This is a genomic window from Lederbergia citri (genome assembly GCF_018343625.1).
Classification (GTDB): domain Bacteria; phylum Bacillota; class Bacilli; order Bacillales; family Bacillaceae_C; genus Lederbergia; species Lederbergia citri.
In genome coordinates, this window is the sequence record NZ_JAGYPG010000001.1 from 550,835 (window position 1) to 573,279 (window position 22,445).

At 37.0% G+C, this 22,445-nt stretch carries 18 protein-coding genes; all 18 read left to right on the forward strand.

Features of this window, described 5'->3' with window-relative positions; all coding sequences use genetic code 11:
• The first annotated feature begins 220 nt into the window (after positions 1-220).
• The 18 genes from pnp to KHA97_RS03020 all read left to right on the forward strand — a co-directional run bounded on the left by pnp (position 221) and on the right by KHA97_RS03020 (position 22,412).
• Complete coding sequence (gene pnp / locus KHA97_RS02935; RefSeq protein WP_213123254.1) at positions 221-2,338, forward strand: polyribonucleotide nucleotidyltransferase; 2,118 nt, start codon at positions 221-223, stop codon at positions 2,336-2,338.
• A 265-nt stretch (positions 2,339-2,603) separates the two neighbouring features.
• Positions 2,604-3,602 (forward strand): polysaccharide deacetylase family protein, encoded by a 999-nt coding sequence (locus KHA97_RS02940; protein WP_213123255.1) that lies wholly within the window; start codon positions 2,604-2,606, stop codon positions 3,600-3,602.
• 59 nt (positions 3,603-3,661) lie between these two features.
• Positions 3,662-4,900 carry a M16 family metallopeptidase gene (locus KHA97_RS02945; protein WP_213123256.1) on the forward strand — a complete coding sequence of 413 codons (1,239 nt, stop codon included), beginning with the start codon at positions 3,662-3,664 and terminating at the stop codon, positions 4,898-4,900.
• Positions 4,901-4,994: 94 nt separating this feature from the next.
• Positions 4,995-5,234, forward strand: a complete 240-nt coding sequence (locus KHA97_RS02950; protein WP_213123257.1) for a YlmC/YmxH family sporulation protein — start codon at positions 4,995-4,997, stop codon at positions 5,232-5,234.
• 315 nt (positions 5,235-5,549) lie between these two features.
• Positions 5,550-6,452, forward strand: a complete 903-nt coding sequence (dpaA, locus tag KHA97_RS02955) for a dipicolinic acid synthetase subunit A (RefSeq protein WP_213123258.1) — start codon at positions 5,550-5,552, stop codon at positions 6,450-6,452.
• Positions 6,449-7,042: a dipicolinate synthase subunit B gene (gene dpaB / locus KHA97_RS02960; protein ID WP_213123259.1), complete on the forward strand. Its 594-nt coding sequence runs from the start codon at positions 6,449-6,451 to the stop codon at positions 7,040-7,042. Before dpaA ends, dpaB begins: the two co-directional genes overlap by 4 nt.
• A 165-nt stretch (positions 7,043-7,207) precedes the next feature.
• Positions 7,208-8,272: an aspartate-semialdehyde dehydrogenase gene (gene asd, locus KHA97_RS02965; protein ID WP_213123260.1), complete on the forward strand. Its 1,065-nt coding sequence runs from the start codon at positions 7,208-7,210 to the stop codon at positions 8,270-8,272.
• Entirely contained in the window at positions 8,269-9,504 is a 1,236-nt protein-coding gene (gene dapG, locus KHA97_RS02970; protein ID WP_213123261.1) for an aspartate kinase, read from the forward strand. Before asd ends, dapG begins: the two co-directional genes overlap by 4 nt.
• Before the next feature lie 17 nt (positions 9,505-9,521).
• Entirely contained in the window at positions 9,522-10,397 is an 876-nt protein-coding gene (gene dapA, locus KHA97_RS02975; protein ID WP_213123262.1) for a 4-hydroxy-tetrahydrodipicolinate synthase, read from the forward strand.
• A gap of 154 nt (positions 10,398-10,551) precedes the next feature.
• Entirely contained in the window at positions 10,552-12,222 is a 1,671-nt protein-coding gene (locus KHA97_RS02980; protein WP_213123263.1) for a ribonuclease J, read from the forward strand.
• 197 nt (positions 12,223-12,419) lie between these two features.
• On the forward strand, positions 12,420-13,148 hold the full coding sequence (locus KHA97_RS02985; protein ID WP_213124284.1) for a ClpP family protease: 729 nt from the start codon (positions 12,420-12,422) through the stop codon (positions 13,146-13,148).
• Positions 13,145-13,357: a YlzJ-like family protein gene (locus tag KHA97_RS02990; protein WP_213123264.1), complete on the forward strand. Its 213-nt coding sequence runs from the start codon at positions 13,145-13,147 to the stop codon at positions 13,355-13,357. The genes KHA97_RS02985 and KHA97_RS02990 overlap by 4 nt, the downstream gene beginning before the upstream one ends.
• Before the next feature lie 260 nt (positions 13,358-13,617).
• Complete coding sequence (locus KHA97_RS02995) at positions 13,618-14,964, forward strand: MATE family efflux transporter (protein WP_213123265.1); 1,347 nt, start codon at positions 13,618-13,620, stop codon at positions 14,962-14,964.
• A 93-nt stretch (positions 14,965-15,057) separates the two neighbouring features.
• Positions 15,058-17,367 (forward strand): FtsK/SpoIIIE family DNA translocase, encoded by a 2,310-nt coding sequence (locus tag KHA97_RS03000; protein ID WP_213123266.1) that lies wholly within the window; start codon positions 15,058-15,060, stop codon positions 17,365-17,367.
• 154 nt (positions 17,368-17,521) lie between these two features.
• Positions 17,522-18,625, forward strand: coding sequence for a BMP family lipoprotein (locus KHA97_RS03005; protein ID WP_213123267.1), 1,104 nt, complete (start codon positions 17,522-17,524; stop codon positions 18,623-18,625).
• 258 nt (positions 18,626-18,883) lie between these two features.
• Positions 18,884-20,419: an ABC transporter ATP-binding protein gene (locus KHA97_RS03010; RefSeq protein WP_213123268.1), complete on the forward strand. Its 1,536-nt coding sequence runs from the start codon at positions 18,884-18,886 to the stop codon at positions 20,417-20,419.
• Positions 20,412-21,452 (forward strand): ABC transporter permease, encoded by a 1,041-nt coding sequence (locus KHA97_RS03015; RefSeq protein ID WP_213123269.1) that lies wholly within the window; start codon positions 20,412-20,414, stop codon positions 21,450-21,452. The genes KHA97_RS03010 and KHA97_RS03015 overlap by 8 nt, the downstream gene beginning before the upstream one ends.
• Positions 21,453-22,412, forward strand: coding sequence for an ABC transporter permease (locus tag KHA97_RS03020; RefSeq protein ID WP_213123270.1), 960 nt, complete (start codon positions 21,453-21,455; stop codon positions 22,410-22,412).
• The last annotated feature ends 33 nt before the right edge of the window (positions 22,413-22,445 follow it).

A 22,445-nucleotide genomic window follows, 5' to 3' on the forward strand; every position in this document is an offset into this window, starting at 1 on the left:
GTCGACTAAAAACCCCACGTCCTTATGTCTTCGTCGACGGACCCACATCCTGTGGGGCTGTAGTCCGTGAGCAAGGTGATTGCGCTTTTGTTCGTGCCTATGTCTAATGTTCAGTAATCGGCCGGCTGCATTGATTCCAACAAATGACAAGAACAAATTATTAGTACAAGTCCACAATATAAGAGATGGATCGATTCGTATGAAAGTGAGGAAAGTATGTATGGAACAATTAAAACAAACATTTAGCATGGATTGGGCGGGGAGACCACTAACAGTAGAGATTGGCCAATTAGCCAAACAAGCAAGTGGAGCAGCCCTAATTCGATATGGAGATACTGCTGTCTTAAGTTCCGCGACAGCATCTAAAGATGCAAAATCAGTTGACTTTTTCCCTTTAACGGTTAACTACGAAGAGAGATTATATGCAGTAGGTAAAATTCCGGGTGGTTTCATCAAAAGGGAAGGACGTCCAAGTGAAAAAGCTATTTTAGCAAGTCGTCTAATTGATCGTCCAATCCGTCCACTTTTTGCAGATGGTTTCCGTAATGAAGTTCAAGTTGTTAGTATTGTCATGAGTGTTGATCAAAACTGTTCTTCTGAAATGGCAGCTATGTTTGGATCTTCTCTTGCATTAAGCGTATCCGATATTCCGTTTGAAGGTCCAATTGCAGGCGTAGTAGTAGGTAGAATAGATGGAGAATTTATTATTAACCCTACTGTTGAGCAAATGGAAAATAGTGATATTAATTTAACAGTTGCAGGGACTAAAGATGCCATTAATATGGTTGAAGCAGGTGCCAATGAGGTTCCAGAAGAAATCATGTTAGAGGCAATCATGTATGGTCATGAGGAAATTAAAAAGCTTATTCAATTTCAAGAAGAGATTGTAAGTAAAATTGGAAAAGAAAAAAGAGAAGTTATACTTTATGAAGTAGACGCAGATCTTGACGCAGAAGTACGTAATATGTGTGAAAAAGCACTTATTGAGGCCATTCAAGTAGAAGAAAAACATGCTCGTGAGGATGCAATTCAAGCAGTAAAAGATAAAGTAATTGAAGATTTCTCTGAACGTGAAAATATTGAAGATGATACAATCAAACAAGTAAAGCAAATTTTAGGAAACCTTGTTAAAGAAGAAGTTCGTCGTTTAATTACGGTTGAGAAAATTCGTCCAGATGGAAGAAAACCAGATGAAATTCGACCTCTTTCTTCTGAAGTTAGATTATTGGCTAGAACTCACGGTTCCGGTTTATTTACCCGTGGACAAACTCAAGCACTAAGTATTTGTACACTAGGTGCTCTCGGTGATGTGCAAATTCTTGATGGACTTGGAATAGAGGAATCAAAACGTTTTATGCACCATTATAATTTCCCACACTTTAGTGTTGGTGAAACAGGTCCTATCCGCGCGCCAGGCCGTCGTGAAATTGGACATGGTGCATTAGGGGAACGTGCATTAGAGCCTGTAATACCTAATGAAGTTGATTTCCCATATACGATTCGTCTTGTTTCGGAAGTATTGGAATCGAACGGTTCCACTTCACAAGCGAGCATCTGTGCCAGTACGCTTGCTATGATGGATGCGGGAGTTCCAATTAAAGCTCCAGTTGCAGGAATTGCGATGGGTCTCGTTAAGTCAGGTGAACATTACACTGTCTTAACTGACATTCAAGGAATGGAAGACCATCTCGGTGATATGGATTTCAAAGTTGCTGGTACTGAAAAGGGTGTAACAGCTTTGCAAATGGATATTAAGATCGAAGGTTTATCCCGAGAAATTCTTGAAGAAGCTTTAATGCAAGCAAAACATGGACGTATGCATATTTTAGAATCAATGCTAGAAACGATAAAGGAACCGAGAAAACAACTATCTCAATATGCACCTAAAATTCTTACATTACAAATCAATCCAGATAAAATTAGAGATGTCATCGGTCCAAGCGGTAAGCAAATCAATAAAATTATTGAAGAAACTGGCGTAAAAATCGATATTGAACAAGATGGAAAAATATTTATCGCCTCTGCGGATGAAGAGATGAATGTAAAGGCGAAGAAGATCATTGAAGATCTTGTTCGTGAAGTCGAAGTAGGACAGATCTATCTAGGAAAAGTAAAACGAATCGAAAAATTTGGCGCCTTCGTTGAACTATTCCCAGGAAAAGACGGATTGGTTCATATTTCCCAGCTTGCGGAAGAGCGTGTCAATAAAGTTGAAGATGTAGTTTCCATTGGAGACGAAATTCTCGTTAAAGTTACTGAAATAGATAACCAAGGCAGAGTAAACATTTCAAGAAAAGCAGTCTTGAAAGAGCAAAAAGAACAACAAAATAAGGAATAACAAAATGCGGAGGGGCTGTCCCAAAAGTCGTAGTTAATGACTTTTAAGAGGCCCCTCTCTTTTTAATTAATTTTGGTTTTCCACTTGTATTTTAAAAACCTTGGAGCTCTAGTTGTTATGTTTTTAAAATTGATTCTGATAGTTATAAATAAATCCTTTGAGTTTAATCACTATAGTCTTTCAATTATCATGAAACGTCTGTTATTGGCGCAATAGGTCTATCTTGTCCATCTCTTTCATAGTTTAAAAAGAGGGAGGTAGGGACATGGTTAGTACAAAAAACTTGATAGCCTTTGCGCTGATTGCTATTCTATCATTATCTGCAATATTTAATCCTTATACTAATATGTATATAGGGGAGTTAAAGAATGACAGTATTATCGTAAGTAAGCAAGAAGGAGAATTATATGATTTAATCTTAAAGGCCGCTGAATATTATCAAATTGAACCGCAAAATGCTAAAATAGATCGAGTTTGGAAAGCGATGCCCGGATATAATGGGGTAAAGGTAGATATTGAAGCATCATATCAAAACATGAAAAAAGATAAAAAATATGATGAAAGGAAACTAGTTTTCGTTCAAATTCCACCAAAAGTCCATCTTTCGGATTTATCCCCCTCTCCAATATATAGAGGACATCCTGAAAAACCAATGGTCAGTTTTTTAATAAATGTTGCTTGGGGAAATGAGTATATCCCATCTATGCTTGCCACTTTGAAAAAAAATAAGGTGCATGCCACTTTCTTCTTGGAAGGACGTTGGGCAAAGGAAAACCCTGACTTAACAAAAATGATTGCTGATGGAGGGCATGAAATAGGAAACCATTCATACAGCCATCCAAATATGCAATTGATTAGTGAAGCACAAACAAGGGAAGAACTTTTAAAGACAAATGAGATCATTGAGGCAACAACGGGTAATAAGGTAACATGGTTCGGTCCGCCAGCGGGGGCTTTTCGAAAAGAAACGATTGATATTGCGCACTCCCTGAAGCTAAGGACCGTGATGTGGACCGTTGATACGATTGATTGGCAGAAACCGCCAAAAGAGGTTTTGATTCAAAGAGTTACGTCTAAGGTACACCCGGGTGCAATGATATTGATGCATCCAACAAAACCAACCGATCAGGCTTTACAAAGTTTAATTACAGAAATTAAATCCCGTAATCTTAGGATTGGAACAGTTTCCAAACTAATGGACGAAGAAAGAATTATAAAATTGAATGGGCCACAAAACATGGAACTAGAGAGAAAGAATCCATAAGCCTTTTATTTAATTATTGGCGTTTGGCATGTTTTTGCACCATGTTAGGAGGAATTGCTATGATGAAAAAGTATATATGCCAAAATGGAGTAAGAGTTGTCCTAGAAACAATTCCAACGGTAAGGTCAGTAGCGATAGGAATTTGGATTGGAACAGGTTCACGAGATGAAAACCATCATAATAACGGAATCTCACATTTTTTAGAACATATGTATTTTAAAGGAACGGAAACAAAAACTGCTAGGGAAATAGCTGAATCATTTGATTCAATAGGCGGGCAGGTAAATGCTTTTACATCTAAAGAATATACTTGCTATTATGCGAAAGTACTTGATAACCATGCTCCATATGCATTAGATACTTTAGCTGACATGTTCTTTAATTCTACGTTTGATAGTGAAGAGTTAAGCAAAGAAAAGAATGTAGTTTTAGAAGAAATAAAAATGTATGAGGATACTCCAGATGACATCGTTCATGATTTATTAAGCAAAGCTGCTTTTGATACACATCCTCTTGGATTTCCAATTCTTGGAACAGAGGAAACGCTTGAAACATTTAATAGCGATTTATTGAGGGAGTATATTCATGATATGTATACACCTGAAAATGTCGTGATTTCTATAGCAGGAAATGTAACGGAAGACTTCATTCATATTGTTGAACGATATTTTGGATCTTTTGAAAGAGGAAAGAAGCAAGCTGCCGAGTCTAAACCTTCATTTTATGCAAATAAATTTACAAGACAAAAGGATACTGAACAAGCCCATTTATGTATTGGGTTTAAGGGTTTACCGATTGGACATAAAGATATATACGATTTAATTGTAATGAATAACATATTCGGCGGAAGTATGTCTTCAAGGTTATTTCAAGAAGTTCGTGAAGAAAAAGGTTTGGCCTATTCCGTATTTTCTTATCATTCTTCATTCAAAGATAGTGGTTTAGTAACTATTTATGGAGGTACTGCCGCCAATCAAATGGATGAATTATATAGCACTATTCATTCAACTCTAGATTTATTAAAGCAAGATGGCATTACTTCAAAAGAATTGCAAAACAGCAAGGAACAATTGAAAGGGAATTTAATGCTTAGTCTTGAAAGTACAAATAGCAGGATGAGTAGAAACGGTAAAAATGAATTATTATTAGGAAAACATAGAACACTTGATGAAATGATTGAAGAAATCGATCAAGTTACTATAGACAGTGTGAACAAAATAGCAAAACAAATTTTTACAGATGATTATACAATTGCGTTAATCAGTCCAGATAATCGAATACCAAAACGAATTCATTAAACCCTTGTCATAAGAGATAAGGGTTTTTCTAGTTCTAAAAATGAGATAGACAACTTATATATGATTAAAACGGCTAGTTAGAGGAGGAGGATAAATGCGTCTAAGTGAACTAGGGGGAAAAGAAATTGTAGATTACAAAAAAGCAAAGCGATTAGGTGTTCTCGGACAAACGGATCTTGAGATCAATTCTAAGACAGGAGAAATCAACCATTTAATTATTCCATCGGGCAAATGGGGGATGAGAAAAGGGACGAACGAAATTAAAGTGCCCTGGCATTATATAAGAACAATTGGTACGGATATGATTATTCTTGAAGTGCCTGAAAATAATTGAATCTTTTATAGGCGATGTTATCGCCTATTTTTTTTGTTCAAAGATATGAAAGTGTTAATTTTTACTTAGGTGCAAATGTTCGTCCTGTCTAGCTCTAGGCGCCATCGGCTCGAGGTCAAATAACCTGAAAGCCAAAGTACAAACTTTTGGCGTATCAGAACATTTGCTTGTCGTCGATAGGAGGGCGCCTTACGCCTTCCTTATCATAATAATTTCATTCTGAATTCTATGTTCATGCACATGGGAATTTATCCTACATACACTAATGGTGCGGTGTTATTCTGCCATGCATAAAAAAGAAGGTGAAGAAATGTGATGTTGACAGATATGCACATTGCCGTTTTAGGTGGAGACGCAAGACAATTAGAAATCATTCGCAAGTTAACTGAACTAGATGCAAAATTATATTTAATTGGCTTCGAACAATTGGCTCAATCTTTTACAGGAGCAGTTAAAGAAAAATTGGAGGATGTTGATTTTTCAATAATGGATGCTGTAATTCTTCCTGTACCTGGAACGAGCCTTGAAGGAGAAATCGAAACAATCTTTTCTAGTGAAAAAGTTATTTTGACAGAACAAATTCTTAATAAAACGCCTTCTTACTGTAAGATATACTCCGGTATTAGCAATAGCTATCTCGACCATATAACGAATCTTTCAAAAAGAACATTAGTGCAGCTATTTGAACGGGATGATGTAGCCATTTACAATTCAATACCAACAGTAGAGGGAACCATTATGATGGCTATTCAAAACACAGATATTACTATTCATAATTCATCCATAGCGGTTTTAGGACTTGGCCGTGTTGGTATGAGTGTTGCCAGAACGTTTGCGCTTTTAGGCGCAAAGGTAAAAGTAGGTGCTAGAAAGAGCGCTCACTTAGCAAGAATTACGGAAATGGGCCTAGTACCATTCCACTTTAATGATTTGAAAAACGAAGTAAGCGATCTCGATATATGTATCAATACAGTGCCTCACATGATTTTAAATGCAGGAATTATCGCGAATATGCCGACAAATACATTGATCATCGATTTAGCTTCCAAACCTGGAGGAACTGATTTTAGATATGCTGAAAAACGTGGAATAAAAGCTTTGCTTGCTCCTGGATTGCCCGGAATTGTTGCGCCGAAAACAGCTGGGCAAATACTTGCCAATGTACTTTCGCAGTTGCTTGCGGATGATCTTGAAAAACGGAAGGAGATATCAAAATGAGTTTAGCTGGAAAAAGAATCGGTTTTGGAATGACTGGCTCCCATTGCACATATGATGCCGTTATCCCTGAATTAGAAAGATTAATGGAACAAGGAGCAGAGGTTATCCCAGTTGTTACATTTACTTTAAAAAATACAAATACTAAATTTGGAGATGGAGAGGATTGGGTAGCAAAAATTGAAGAAATAACTGGACGAAAAGTTATAGATTCGATGGTCGATGCTGAGCCTCTTGGTCCGAAAATGCCTCTTGACTGTATGGTGATTGCACCTTTAACAGGAAATTCAATGAGCAAATTTGCCAATGCTTTGACAGATTCTCCAGTGTTAATGGCCGCCAAGGCAACTTTAAGAAACCGTAATCCAGTTGTGTTAGGAATATCGACAAACGATGCATTAGGGTTGAATGGTATTAATTTAATGAGACTAATGTCTGCTAAGAATATTTATTTCATCCCATTTGGACAGGATGACCCAATAAATAAACCAACATCCATGGTAGCAAAAATGGAATACCTGTCCAAAGCAGTTGAAGCTGCAATAGATGGATACCAATTGCAGCCCGTCATTAGAGAGTATAGTAAAGAATAAAAGACTGAATCAGGTAAGAAACCTTACCTGATAGTTATTTTCATAGCCTTTTTTATTTAAAATTCTACCGGTAGCAAGGCTTTATGTGATAATATGATAGTATTAATTAGTGAAAATAATAAAACAACAAAGATTGACTTTCTTTGGCTGGAAGGAGTTATATAAATGTCATATAAAGACGGTTTTCATGTAGCTGTAATGGGTGCTACCGGTGCAGTTGGCCAACAAATCATAAAACAATTGGAGAAAAGAAATTTTCCTATTCGAAAATTAACTTTACTTTCTTCTGCTCGTTCAGCGGGAAAAGAAGTTTTATTTAAAAACGAAGTCATTACGGTAAAAGAAGCCGTGCCTGAATCATTTGAAGGTGTAGATATTGCCCTTTTTAGTGCAGGTGGAAGTATATCAGAAAAATTTGCACCTGAAGCAGTGAAACGTGGTGCAATTGTCATCGATAATACGAGTGCCTTTAGAATGAACCCAGAAGTCCCGCTAGTCGTTCCTGAGGTTAATGAGGATGCTCTTCATGGACATAATGGCATCATTGCAAATCCAAACTGTTCCACAATTCAAATGGTCGCTGCGCTTCAACCAATCAGGGAAGCTTATGGTTTAAATAAAGTAGTTGTATCTACGTATCAAGCTGTATCGGGTGCAGGTGCTGCGGCCATTAATGAACTTAACAAACAAACAAATGCAATTATTAATAAAGAAGAAGTGGAACCAGCTATTTTACCAGTAAGCAGTTTGGATAAGCATTACCAAATTGCCTTTAATGTCATTCCTCAAATCGACAAATTCACAGAAAATGGCTACACATATGAAGAAATGAAAATGATCAATGAAACAAAGAAAATAATGGGCATGCCAGAATTAAAAGTAGCAGCAACATGTGTAAGACTTCCTGTTGAAACTGGACATTCAGAATCAGTCTATATTGAAATCGGAACGAACAAAGTAAATGTTTCGGATATTAAACATGTTTTACAAAATGCTCCGGGAGTTACACTCCAAGATGAGCCTGAGTCACAAGTATATCCAATGCCTGCTATGGCAGTAGGCAAAGATGATGTATTTGTCGGCAGAATCCGTAAAGATTTAGATGAGGAAACCGGATTCCATATGTGGATCGTATCAGACAATTTATTAAAAGGTGCTGCTCTTAATACGATTCAAATTGCTGAAAGCTTGATAAAATTAGGATTAGTTTCTAGCAAGGTGGAAGCATGAAAATCATCGTCCAAAAATTTGGAGGAACTTCTGTACAAAGTTTAGAAACGAGACTCCAGGCACAAGCTCATATTAAACAGGCAATTGATGAAGAATATAAAGTGGTTGTCGTAGTCTCGGCAATGGGAAGAAAAGGTTCTCCGTATGCCACCGATACATTGTTGTCGCTTATCGGGGGGGAAAAAACATTATTATCTGAAAGAGAGCAAGATGTTTTGCTCTCTTGCGGTGAAACCATTTCAAGCGTAGTATTCACTCAAGAATTAAAAGAAAATGGTTTAAATGCAATAGCCATGACGGGGGCACAAGCTGGTTTCGTCACAAACAATGACCATACAAATGCAAAAATATTGGAAATGAAATGCAAAAGATTACTAGATGAATTAATTACACATGATGTGATTGTAGTTGCAGGCTTTCAAGGAGCTACGAAAAATGGTGATATCACAACCATCGGAAGAGGTGGCAGCGATACATCTGCAGCGGCACTTGGAGCAGCTCTTAAAGCAGAATGGATTGATATTTTTACCGATGTTGATGGAATGATGACGGCTGATCCTAGAATTGTCAAAAAAGCTCGCCCTTTATCTATTGTTACTTATAATGAAGTATGTAATATGGCTTATCAAGGAGCAAAAGTCATTCATCCTCGTGCGGTAGAAATTGCAATGCAAGCAAAAATTCCAATCAGAATAAAGTCTACTTATACAAATTCACCTGGAACTCTTGTTACTACATTGACTAGAGAAAATCTAACGGCTGAAATACGAGAAAGGCTCGTAACGGGAATTGCTTATGTTCCTAATGTTTCACAAATCAAAGTAACAGCCGGAAAAGATCAATACAATCTGCAATCAGATGTTTTTAAAGCAATGGCAAATGAAAATATCAGTGTAGATTTTATCAATATTTCTCCAAGTGGAGTAGTTTATACTGTACCTGATAATACCATCGATAAAGCTATAGCCATATTAGAAAGACAAGGTCATCGACCATCTGTCATTAGAAACTGTGCAAAGGTATCGGTAGTAGGTGCAGGTATTGCGGGGGTTCCTGGGGTAACATCAAAAATTGTTTCAGCATTATCTGAAAAAGACATACGAATTTTACAATCTGCCGATAGCCATACGACAATTTGGGTACTTGTACATGGAGATGACCTAGAAGTGGCTGTTAACGCATTACATGATACTTTTGAACTGCATTATGATATGTTGGAATATGAACGATAAGATTGAGGTGTAAAAAAATGGTCCATTTTGGCCGAGTTTCAACTGCAATGGTTACGCCATTTGACAGTAAAGGAAATATCGATTTCCAAAAAACAACGAAGTTAGTCAACCATTTAATTACTAATGGGTCTGACTCGCTTGTAGTTGCAGGTACGACTGGTGAATCTCCAACTTTGTCTACGGAGGAAAAACTCGCTTTGTTTAGGCATATTTTACATGCCGTAGATGGAAGGGTGCCTGTAATTGCTGGAACAGGCAGCAATAATACGTATGCATCTATTGAGCTTACTAAAAAAGCCGAAGAAATAGGTGTTGATGCGATTATGTTAGTAGCTCCATATTATAATAGGCCTAATCAAAACGGGTTGTATCAACACTTCGTCTCTATAGCCAGATCTACTACATTACCTGTTATGATTTATAATATACCAAGCAGATCTTCCGTAAATATCGCCCCAGAAACGATGATTGAGCTTGCCAAAGTCGATAATATTATTGCTGCTAAAGAAGCAGGTGGAGATCTTAATGCAATGGCTGAAATTATTTCCAATACGGATGATGATTTTCTACTTTACAGTGGTGACGATAGTTTGGCACTACCAGTAATGGCCATTGGTGGTAGTGGGGTTGTGTCAGTTGCCAGTCACGTAATTGGACCTAAATTGCAGGAAATGATACGACTATTCGAAGAAGGGAATCATAAAGATGCCGCTTCTTTGCATAGACGTTTACTTCCTTTAATGAAAGGATTATTTGCTGCACCTAGTCCAACTCCAGTTAAAACAGCTCTTCAAATGACTGGGTTTGATGTAGGTTCTGTCAGACTTCCATTAGTACCACTTACTGAACAGGAAAGAGCAGTATTAGCAAATTTGGTCGAAGAAATAAAATAAGCAGGATCTTTTTCGAAACAAGAAGCTGGTTCCCATTTCGGAATCAGCTTCTTTATTGCTTATATATATTGTAAAAGTTGAACAAGGATTTCATATTCAAGTATAATGAGACTGACTGATGTAGATCGGGAAAAAACAATAGGAGGACATCGATTTGACAAAAATAAAAAATGAGGTCATCAAGATCATCCCACTCGGAGGTGTGGGTGAGATCGGCAAGAACATGTATGTCATCGAAGTAGACTCGGAGATTTTTATTATCGATGCCGGACTCATGTTTCCAGAAAATGAAATGTTAGGAATTGATGTAGTGATTCCAGATATTTCATGGTTAGAAGAACAAAAAGATCGAATCAAAGCAATATTTTTAACTCATGGGCATGAAGATGCCATTGGAGCATTGCCTTATGTGCTGCGGAAAATAAATGCTCCAATTTACGGATCGAAATTAACGGTGGCATTAGCAAAAGAAAAAATGAAAGAACATAATATGACATCTCAGGCAGATTTTCACACTGTAAGGTCGAACTCAAAAATTAATTTTGATTTTGCATCCGTAACTTTTTTCCATACAACCCACAGCATCCCTGATTCTTTAGGAATTTGTATTCATACGTCGGAAGGCAAAATCGTTCATACGGGTGACTTTAAATTTGACCAAGCAGCGACTGGATCATATCGTTCCGATATTGGTAAAATGGCCAGCATTGGTGATTCAGGAGTTTTATGCCTTTTATCGGATAGTACAGAAGCAGAACATCCGGGCTTTACCACCTCTGAATCTGTAACCGCCCGAGAAATTTCAAATGCATTTCATACTGCTCCTGGACGAATGATTGTGGCATGTTTTGCTTCAAATTTTATTAGAGTCCAACAAGCGATTGATGCTGCATACGAAAATGGAAGAAAAGTGGCTGTAGTCGGAAAAAGTATAGAGAAAAGCTTTGAAATTGCTCTAAAACTAGGTTATATTTCTCTTGCCGATCCAGAATTAATAATCCCAATTCAAGAAGTCGGAAAGTACGAGGATAACGAAATTGCTATTATTTCTACTGGACTCATGGGAGAGCCGATTGAAGCCCTGCAAAAAATGGCTAAAGGAAATCATAAACAGATTAATATTAAAAAAGGCGATACTGTTTTAATCACTGCGACGCCTTCCGCCGGACTTGAGACAAGTATTTATAAAACGATGGACATGCTTTATCGTGCCGGAGCTGTTGTAAGTTCGGCCAATCGTAAAGTCCATGTATCTGGCCACGGAAGCCAAGAAGATTTGAAATTAATGTTAAACCTAATGAAACCTAAATATTTTATCCCGATTCAAGGCGAATATAGAATGCTGTTTTCGCATGCAAAGGTAGCTCAAGAAGTCGGATTACGCAAAGAGCAAATATTTATATCAGGAAATGGTGAAGTCATTGAATATAAAGATGGCAAAATGACTACTGGAAATCGAGTTCCATCCGGAAATATTTTAATTGATGGCAGCGGTGTTGGAGATGTCGGCAATATCGTGCTTCGTGACCGAAAGCTATTATCTCAAGATGGGATTTTCACGATTGTCGTGACGATTAATAAGAAGCAGAAAAAAATTGCATCAGGTCCGGAAATTATTTCCCGTGGATTTGTGTATGTACGTGAATCAGAACAATTATTAGAAGAGGCTAGTGAAATCGTTCGTTCTATTGCCGAAGAGGCAATCGCAGGAAATTCATTCGATTGGTCAACCTTTAAACAAGACATACGCGATCGACTAAATTATTTTTTATACGAGAAAACGAAAAGAAGACCAATGATTCTTCCAATTATTATGGAAATCTAACTTTTAAATAAGATATTTTTTTAGCTATTGTTAAAGATTTTTGAATAGAGTGGAAACACATTAAAGTTCAATAGAAAAAAATGGAAAACAGTCTCAGAAAATCTGGGGCTGTTTTTTTGGATTGAAAACTTATAGGCAGTTCATACTATGGATAATTCATTCATTCAAAGTAGGAGGCTGCTATGCTTAATCAAAATATGTCTAAAACCGAAAATGAAGATGATACTAACGAAAAACAAGACGGAAAACCGGAGGGTATTCTAGAAAAAATCCAACAGCTGGGGCAAACGAATGTACCACAAATGTCTCAAGATGCTAATATACATTGTTTAACGATTATTGGCCAAATTGAAGGGCATATGCAATTACCGCCGCAAAATAAAACAACAAAATATGAGCACATTATTCCACAGCTTGTAGCTATTGAGCAAAATCCAAAAATTGAAGGACTGCTCGTCGTTCTAAATACAGTCGGAGGAGATGTGGAGGCAGGGCTAGCCATTTCCGAAATGATTTCTACTTTATCCAAGCCATCAGTTTCCATCGTTTTAGGCGGCGGGCATTCAATAGGTGTTCCTATAGCTGTTTCCTGCTCATATTCTTTTATAGCAGAAACAGCTACAATGACCATACACCCGATTAGATTAACCGGGCTAGTCATCGGTGTACCACAGTCTTTTGAATATATGGATAAAATGCAAGAAAGAGTAGTGAAATTTGTGACGAAAAACTCTAATATTACAGAAGAAGTATTTAAAGACTTAATGTTTGCGAAAGGGAATTTAACGAGAGATATCGGGACGAATGTAATCGGTCCAGATGCTGTAAAGTACGGTCTGATAAATGAAGTTGGCGGCATCGGACAGGCATTGGGAAAACTAAATGAATTGATTACCCAAAAAGGGAAAGAAGGGTTGATACAATGATCCTACATACAATCGTTCCTCCTGAACTTATATTTCAAGAAAATGATGAAGTTTTTTCAGGACAAATTCCCATTACAAGAAATGGAATTCCGATGATCGTTGAACAGAGTGGTCACATGTATAAACTGATTAGAATCATGAGCAGCGATCCTGCAGATTATCTAAAAGCAGAATTATCACCTGGTACCTTCATTCCGTTATATGAATAACCGTCTTAATTGAAGAAAAAACACTTTTTGGCAGAACCAGAAAGTGTTTTTGTTGTTTTATCAGGATAGTATGAGCAAGGTTGATTCAACTGAAGGTAAAGCATTAAATGCGCAAATGAACCAGAATCAATCTGTTTTTTAAACAAGGTTTATTTTATCTTACAAAAAAATATAATTTTCCATCTATTCATTTCGATAGTTATATGATTAAATTATATAATCTGAGAAGAAATAGACATAAAGAAATAGGAGTACTTCATATGAAAAACTGGAAAAGAATATTATTGCTTGCCATTCCGTCCATTGCTTCTTTTGCATCGATGACAGTTACTGGAATGATAAATTTAATTATGGTTGGGAATCTCGGTGCCCTTGCAATTGCAATAGTCGGTGTTTCAAATGTCATTATGTATAATGCGTGGGCAATGTTTTCTGGAATCGGTCATACTGTAAATTATTTAGTTGCACAAAATTATGGTTCAAATACGATGAAAAAAGGTTTGGATCGAACCTTTCTGGCACTAATATTTGGTTTCATTGCAGGAATTGTCACGATTATAGTTGGATTTTTTGGAGCAGAGGGAATCTTGCGCTTGATGGGAAGTCCTGAAAATATGGTGAAAGAAGGAAGTCCTTATTTACAAATTCGTTTTTATGCGATGTTATTTTCAATTTTAACTTTTACATTATTTAGCTTTTTTCGAGGAATTGGTGATACTAAAACACCTATGTATGCATCAATATTAGGAAATGCGGTCATGGTCTTTTTCACGTATACATTAACTTATGGAAATTTAGGGTTCCCTGAACTAGGACTAAAAGGTGCGGGTATTGCATTATTTTTAGGTGAACTTTCAGCTTTCTCACTTATTACGTATGCCTTTTTCAAAAATCTTAAAGACAGATTTTTCATCCGATTTAAGCCAGTCTTTGACTTATTGGAATCAAAGCTCATATTTTTTGAAAGCTTTAAATTAGGGACACAAGAATTTTCTAAAAGTATGGCGATGCTTGTATTCACAGCGTTCGTCACAAGGCTTGGAACGAATGCACTCGCTGCCAACGAAATATCGTTAAGTGTCATGAGCTTAGGTTTTATGCCTGCAGCAGCATTTGGTTCAACAGCTACCATTTTAGTTGGACAGGAAATTGGAAGAAATCAACCACATATGGCAAAAAAACTAGGAATTGAAACAGCGAAAATTGGAGCAATGTTCATCCTCCTTCTGGGAACGGTTGAATTCTTTTTTGCCGAATCTATCTCGAAAATTTATACTGATGAACCGGCGGTTTTTAAGCTTTCGGCTAGTTTAATAATGATTTCCGCTTTTCTTCAGTTATTTGATGCGATTGCTAACTTTTTTGCAGGAGGTTTACGCGGGATTGGAGATACGACCTTTTTACTAAGAGCATCTTTAATTCATGCTTGGGGTTTATTTGTACCACTTTCCTATATTATGGTGTTTGTTTTTGATTTTGGAAGCTATGGCGCATGGATTGCTTTATATAGTTATTTGACTGTTTTCGGAATAACAATGATGACTCGATATTTTATAAGAGATTTTTCTAAAGTCGGACTAAAAAGCGCCAATAAAAAAACGGCTTAATCTTCTAAAAAGACTGAGGAGGTTTCCTCAGTCTTTTTACCGTTTAAAATATGGTATAATATACTAATATTATAGCGCAGACAAGGTGATTAAATGGTAAAGAAAAAACGAAGAAGGCGTACTTCTAAAAAAATGAATCGGATTCTTAAATATGAAATAACTGGAATCGCACTCGTTGCCTTATGCTTAATTATAATTGTAAATGGTGATAAGCTCTCAATTATTAATTCTCCATTTTATTTTTTATTTGGTGAGTGGCATATCGTTGGTCCATTAGCTATTTTAGTAATGGCTGTTTATATGATCGTAAAGAGAGAGCTTCCGCCCATTTTTGGGCAAAGAATAGTCGGTATTTACTTGTTTATCGCCTGTTTTTTACTGCTTTCCCATATTAAATTTTTTGATTTGAAAATTGAAAATGAAAAAATAAAAGGGTTTAGTATCATTGCTAATACGTACAATGATTTTTTCCAAATTATGAAGGGCAATACGTCGACTAAGGAATTAGGCGGAGGAATGATCGGCGCACTTTTGACAACCGTCACTTATTTCATCTTCGGTTCTTTAGGAACAAAAATATTTAGCTTTTTCCTTATGCTTATATCATTAATTCTTATAACCGGCAAATCAATTGGTGAAGTGATGGGAAGCATAGGGAAATGGATCGGAAATTTCTTCAAGTCCCAATGGTCAATATTTATGACTGATTTAAAAGAATGGAAAGCGGAAAGAAAGGAAAAGAAAAATAAAAAAGCGGTTAATACGAGTGAAAAACAACAGGAACCTATTCCTAGTCCTCAAATTCATGCTCCGCTTGATGATCATGAAAATATAGCTGAACCGATAATATCTAGTTTTACTGAAAGAGCATATCCTGAGGATGAAACGGATGTTAGTGAAGACATCGTTATGCAGGAAAATATTGAGGAAGAAGTGGAATTGGCAGCACCGATTGTTTTTACAGAACATGAAAACAAAGACTATAAATTACCACCGTTATCATTGTTATCTAGGCCAGGGATCACAGATCAAAGCAGTGAGTATAAAATGATTCATGAAAATACAACAAAGCTAAATAAAACATTCCAAAGCTTTGGCGTGAAAGCGAGGGTGACTCAAGTTCATCTCGGTCCTGCCGTGACAAAATATGAAATTCACCCGGAAGCAGGAGTAAAGGTTAGTAGAATTGTGAGCTTAAGTGATGATATCGCACTGGCGCTTGCCGCCAAAGGAATTCGAATAGAAGCACCAATTCCTGGTAAATCGGCAATCGGAATAGAAGTACCGAATACAGAGGTAGCAGTAGTTTCCCTTAGGGAAGTACTAGAGTCAAAGGAACATGATAAACCAGAAGCTAAACTTCAGATTGGACTTGGCAGGGATATTACTGGACAAGCAGTTGTTGCCGAATTAAATAAAATGCCGCATTTGCTCGTAGCTGGTGCTACTGGCAGCGGGAAAAGTGTTTGTATCAATGGAATCATAACGAGTGTTTTAATGAGAGCTAAGCCCCATGAAGTAAAAATGATGATGATTGATCCAAAAATGGTGGAGTTGAATGTATATAATGGAATTCCCCATTTATTGGCACCTGTTGTAACAGATCCAAAAAAAGCATCCCAAGCTCTCAAAAAAGTGGTTAATGAGATGGAGAGAAGATATGAGCTATTCTCCCATACTGGAACAAGAAATATTGAAGGCTATAACGAGCATATGAGAAGGTACAATTTAGAATCAGAAGATATTAGACCATTACTTCCTTATATTGTCGTAATTGTGGATGAATTAGCGGATTTAATGATGGTTGCATCAAATGATGTAGAGGATTCGATTACAAGGCTTGCACAGATGGCAAGGGCTGCCGGGATCCATTTAATCATTGCAACACAAAGGCCATCAGTTGATGTTATTACAGGGGTCATAAAAGCAAATATCCCATCAAGAATTGCATTTGCTGTTTCATCTTCAACAGATTCAAGAACAATCTTGGATTCGGGTGGCGCTGAAAAATTACTTGGACGGGGAGATATGTTATTTTTACCGGTAGGTGCTACTAAGCCTGTCCGAGTGCAAGGAGCATTTTTATCTGATGATGAAGTTGAGAATGTTGTTGACTTTGTCATTGCTCAGCAAAAGGCTAATTATCAAGAAGAAATGATTCCAGAGGATGTTCCCGAAGTATCTTCCGAAGTAGAAGATGAACTATATGAAGAAGCTGTTCAGTTAATTGCTGAAATGCAAACTGCTTCCGTTTCAATGCTTCAACGTAGATTTAGAATTGGATATACGAGAGCGGCAAGACTAATAGATGAAATGGAAGCAAGAGGGGTAGTAGGACCTTATGAAGGCAGTAAGCCTCGTGCTGTACTCGTGCCAAAACCCGCAGAAGAACATACTTCATAACTAAGTATTTTTAATAATGGAATTTTTTATAGATTACACATCTTCTTATTTACTTTAATCTATAAAAAATGTTATATTATGAGCGATTGGCAGGCATTATAAAGATACATAGTTATTCGCTTTGCTAATATCAAAATATTAGGAGGTTCTCTACGTGAAGAAGAGAAATATTGGATTATTGCTGTCACTTATTTTAGCAGTTGGTATGTTATTAGGAGCTTGTGGGAGCAGCAATAACAATAATAACAACAAGAAAAACGAAGGGACCAATGGAGCGCAGGAAAATAAAAATTTTACAGCTGCAATGGTAACGGATGAAGGTGGAGTAGATGATAAATCTTTTAACCAATCTGCCTGGGAAGGACTTGTAGAATACGGTAAAGATAATAATTTAGAAAAAGGGAAAAATGGCTATAACTATTATCAATCTAAAAATGAAGCTGATTTCTCTACAAATCTAAATGCTGCAGTAAGAGATAAATTTGATATCATTTATGGTGTAGGATTTAAATTAACGGATGCAATTGCTAAAATTGCTGATCAGCGTAAAGAAAGCCATTTCGTTATTGTAGATTCAGTAGTTCCGGATAAGGATAATGTTGCTAGCATTACGTTTAAAGAACATGAAGGATCCTACCTCGTTGGTGTCGTTGCAGGTTTGATGACAAAATCAAATAAAATTGGTTTTGTAGGTGGAATTGAAAGTGATCTAATTAATAAGTTTGCTACTGGATTTGAAGCTGGAGTAAAAGAAGTAAATCCGAACGCTACAGTGGATATTCAATTCGCTGGAACATTTACTGATTCTTCTAAGGCACAAGCAATTGCTGCTGCACAATATAGCTCAGGAGCAGACATCATTTATCATGCTGCTGGTGGAGCGGGTCTAGGTGTTTTCACTGAAGCGAAAAACCTAAAACAAAAGGATCCAAATCGAGATGTATGGGTAATTGGGGTAGACCGCGATCAACATCCTGAAGGAGATGTTAAAATCGGAGACAAAACAGAGAACATCACCTTAACTTCGATGGTTAAACGTGTAGATGTTGCTGTTAAAGATGTTACTTTAAAAGCAAAAGATGGAAATTTCCCTGGTGGAGAAATTCTTGAATATGGTATGGAAGAAAACGGAATCAAAATCTCTGATTCAAAAGAGCATTTAACTGATGACGTGTTGGCTAAAGTTGCAGAATATGAAGGGAAAATTAAAAACGGCGACGTAACAGTTCCTGATAAATTAGAAAAGAAAAAGAAATAAGCTAACAATTATCGGGCTTGGCTTTTATGGCCAGCCCGTATTTTTGTGAATAAAAGTGGATTGATTTATAGGGAATAGTGGTATTCTATCCGAAAGAGAATGACTATTTATTAGGGGAATAAGAATGTAAATTGGTGCTTATTTGATATGCACAAGCAGCCGTAGACTGGCAATCTTCTTATCCCTTCCCCTCTAATTTAAGAAGTATATAAAGTCGATAAGCAAAGCGCTTACGCTATTCTAATAAGGAGGATCAGGATGGATTATGTGATTGAGATGTTAAACATTCGCAAGGAATTTCCAGGCATTGTAGCGAACGATAATATCACGTTACAAGTAAAGAAGGGCGAGATTCATGCATTGCTCGGAGAAAATGGTGCGGGAAAATCAACATTAATGAACGTATTATTTGGATTATATCAACCTGAGCGGGGAGAAATTAAAGTAAATGGCAAAAAAGTAGAGATCACAAGCCCCCTCATTGCGAATGATTTAGGCATTGGAATGGTTCATCAACATTTTATGCTAGTTGAACCATTTACTGTAACTGAAAATATCATACTCGGTAAAGAACCAAGAAAAGGTATATCAATTGATATAAAAAGTGCAGAAAAGCAAGTACAAGAAATCTCTGAAAGATATGGATTATCTGTTAATCCAAGAGCTAAAATAGCAGATATCTCTGTTGGTATGCAGCAAAGAGTAGAGATTTTGAAAACGTTATATAGAGGTGCGGATATATTAATATTCGATGAACCTACTGCAGTGCTTACTCCACAAGAAATTAAAGAATTAAGTCAAATTATGAAAACCTTAATTAAAGAAGGCAAATCGATTATTTTAATCACCCATAAGTTAAAGGAAATTATGGAAATTTGCGATAGAGTAACCGTAATTCGAAAAGGAGAAGGAATTGGCACTGTAGATGTAAAAGATACGAATACAAATGAACTTGCTAATTTAATGGTTGGCCGTGAGGTGTTATTTACAACCGAAAAAACGAAAGCAAATCCGAAGGAAACAGTTCTTGAAATAAAAGATTTATTCGTAAACGATAATCGTGGTGTTTCTGCAGTTAATGGACTTAATTTGTCACTAAAATCAGGAGAAATCATTGGGATTGCCGGAGTAGATGGAAATGGTCAGGCCGAGCTTATTGAAGCGATAACAGGACTGCGTAAGGGTGAGAGCGGATCGATTAAATTAAACAGCAAAGAAATTATGAACCTCAAACCTAGAAAAATCACTGAATCTGGTCTAGGGCATATACCTCAGGACCGACATAAACACGGTCTAGTCCTTGATTATTCCATAGGTGAAAACATGGTATTACAAACGTATTATCAGAAACCTTTTTCAAAATATGGAGTTTTGGACTTCAAAGAAATATATAAGAAAGCAAATACGCTTATATCAGAGTACGATGTTCGAACTCCGAGTGCGTTTACTCATGCCCGTGCTCTTTCGGGTGGAAATCAACAAAAAGCCATTATTGGACGAGAAGTAGATCGTGATCCCGATCTTTTGATTGCTGCCCAACCGACAAGAGGTCTTGATGTAGGAGCAATTGAGTTCATTCATAAGCGCCTTATTGAACAGCGGGATAGCGGCAAAGCTGTATTACTCGTTTCATTTGAATTGGATGAAATACTAAACGTCAGTGATCGAATTGCAGTTATTTTCGAAGGGAATATCATTAAAATAGTAAATGCTGACGAAACGAATGAACAAGAACTTGGGTTATTAATGGCCGGTATGAAAAGAGAAGCAGCAGGTGGTGATACTTATGTCTAATCGTTTAACAAATATATTAGTTCCAGTCATTGCAGTAATTTTTGGTCTTATTACAGGAGCCATCATTATGCTTGTAAGTGGCTATAATCCAATTGCTGGATACGCCGCTTTATGGACTGGAATATTTGGAGAATCTTATTTAATTGGTGAAACATTAAGACAGATGACACCATACATTTTTGCAGGACTTGCTGTTGCTTTTGCATTTAGGACAGGCCTATTTAATATTGGGGTTGAAGGACAATTGTTAGTTGGTTGGGTAGCTGCTATTTGGGTTGGTTTATCTTTTGATCTGCCTAAAATCATCCATTTGCCATTAGCCATCATTGTTGCTGCATTAGCAGGTGCGGTATGGGGATTTATTCCAGGATTCTTAAAAGCTAGACTCCGGGTTCATGAAGTTATTGTAACGATAATGATGAACTATATCGCTTTATATGTGACGAATTATATGATTCGCTATGTGTTATCAGATCATAAGGATTCGACAGCGATTATTCCAGATTCTGCTTCACTTCATTCGCCATTTTTTGAACGGATAACAGATTATTCTACTTTGCATAATGGTATTTACCTTGCATTTATAGCGGCATTTATCATGTGGTTCCTGTTAGAAAAAACGAAGGCGGGATTTGAACTTCGTGCGGTTGGATATAATCATCATGCAGCTGAATATGCTGGAATGAGCGTCAATCGAAATATTATTTCATCTATGGTCATTTCAGGCGCATTCGCAGGACTTGCTGGCGCAATGGAAGGATTAGGTACCTTTGGGAATGCTTTTATTCACACAGGCTTTTCCGGAGTAGGATTTGATGGAATTGCTGTTGCCTTATTAGGCGGAAATACTGGGATCGGAGTCGTTCTAGCGGCATTTTTATTTGGTGGTTTGAAAGTTGGAGCACTACAAATGCCTAATGCAAATGTTCCAGAAGAACTAGTGGAAATTGTCATTGCCTTTATTATTTTCTTTGTAGCATCAAGTTACATGATCAAATGGCTGATAGGGCGTTTCCGAAGGGGTGTGAAATAAGTGGAAATCACAACATTACTATCTCTTATTATCTCCTCATCTATATTGGCAGCTGCACCACTCATACTCACCGCACTTGGTGGAGTTTTTTCGGAACGTTCAGGTGTTGTTAATATCGGATTGGAAGGTTTAATGGTAATAGGTGCATTTAGCGGTATTCTTTTTAATTACTATACGGCCGATATTTTCGGTGCAGCAACCCCATGGCTTGCTATTGTTGTTGCGATGCTTTTTGGAGGGATTTTTTCACTATTGCATGCTGTTGCATCCATTACATTTAGAGCCGATCAAGTTGTAAGTGGTGTAGCAATCAACTTTTTAGCACTTGGACTATCAATTTTTCTCGTCAAAAAAATATTTGGCAAAGGCCAGACCGAAATGATTGTAGAGAATATTCGCAAGGTTGATATACCTCTTTTAAGTGATATTCCAATTATCGGAAAGATCTTTTTTACCAATGTTTCTTACGTAGCATATGTAACCATTCTTCTGTCATTTGTAGTATGGTATGTCATTTATAAAACACCATTTGGCTTAAGAATCCGTACAGTTGGAGAACATCCAATGGCAGCGGATACGATGGGGATTAGTGTGACACGGCTTAGATACATTGGAGTATTTCTATCGGGGGTATTAGGAGGAGCGGGCGGTGCCGTTTATGCACAGTCTTTTACCGGAAATTTTAGTCATACAACGATTACTGGTCAAGGATTTATGGCTTTGGCAGCGATGATTTTTGGAAAATGGCATCCGCTGGGCGCGATGGGCGGAGCGTTATTTTTTGGATTTGCACAAAGCCTAAGTATAGTAGGGTCAAGAATTCCAATTCTTCAAAACGTACCTTCCGTATTTTTATTTATCGCACCATATGTGTTAACTATTTTGGCATTAGCAGGATTTATCGGAAGAGCAGATGCTCCAAAAGCGTCGGGAACTCCATATATAAAAGGGAAAAGATAGCGAGCTCCTATTGAATAAAGAGTCTTATGAAGT

Excerpts from the sequence above, each read along its gene's own strand:
- pnp (WP_213123254.1), top strand. The coding sequence starts at position 221 with ATGGAACAATTAAAACAAACATTTAGCATGGATTGGGCGGGGAGACCA.
- KHA97_RS02940 (WP_213123255.1), top strand. The coding sequence starts at position 2,604 with ATGGTTAGTACAAAAAACTTGATAGCCTTTGCGCTGATTGCTATTCTA.
- KHA97_RS02945 (WP_213123256.1), top strand. The coding sequence starts at position 3,662 with ATGATGAAAAAGTATATATGCCAAAATGGAGTAAGAGTTGTCCTAGAA.
- KHA97_RS02950 (WP_213123257.1), top strand. The coding sequence starts at position 4,995 with ATGCGTCTAAGTGAACTAGGGGGAAAAGAAATTGTAGATTACAAAAAA.
- dpaA (WP_213123258.1), top strand. The coding sequence starts at position 5,550 with ATGTTGACAGATATGCACATTGCCGTTTTAGGTGGAGACGCAAGACAA.
- dpaB (WP_213123259.1), top strand. The coding sequence starts at position 6,449 with ATGAGTTTAGCTGGAAAAAGAATCGGTTTTGGAATGACTGGCTCCCAT.
- asd (WP_213123260.1), top strand. The coding sequence starts at position 7,208 with ATGTCATATAAAGACGGTTTTCATGTAGCTGTAATGGGTGCTACCGGT.
- dapG (WP_213123261.1), top strand. The coding sequence starts at position 8,269 with ATGAAAATCATCGTCCAAAAATTTGGAGGAACTTCTGTACAAAGTTTA.
- dapA (WP_213123262.1), top strand. The coding sequence starts at position 9,522 with ATGGTCCATTTTGGCCGAGTTTCAACTGCAATGGTTACGCCATTTGAC.
- KHA97_RS02985 (WP_213124284.1), top strand. The coding sequence starts at position 12,420 with ATGTCTAAAACCGAAAATGAAGATGATACTAACGAAAAACAAGACGGA.
- KHA97_RS02990 (WP_213123264.1), top strand. The coding sequence starts at position 13,145 with ATGATCCTACATACAATCGTTCCTCCTGAACTTATATTTCAAGAAAAT.
- KHA97_RS02995 (WP_213123265.1), top strand. The coding sequence starts at position 13,618 with ATGAAAAACTGGAAAAGAATATTATTGCTTGCCATTCCGTCCATTGCT.
- KHA97_RS03000 (WP_213123266.1), top strand. The coding sequence starts at position 15,058 with ATGGTAAAGAAAAAACGAAGAAGGCGTACTTCTAAAAAAATGAATCGG.
- KHA97_RS03010 (WP_213123268.1), top strand. The coding sequence starts at position 18,884 with ATGGATTATGTGATTGAGATGTTAAACATTCGCAAGGAATTTCCAGGC.
- KHA97_RS03015 (WP_213123269.1), top strand. The coding sequence starts at position 20,412 with ATGTCTAATCGTTTAACAAATATATTAGTTCCAGTCATTGCAGTAATT.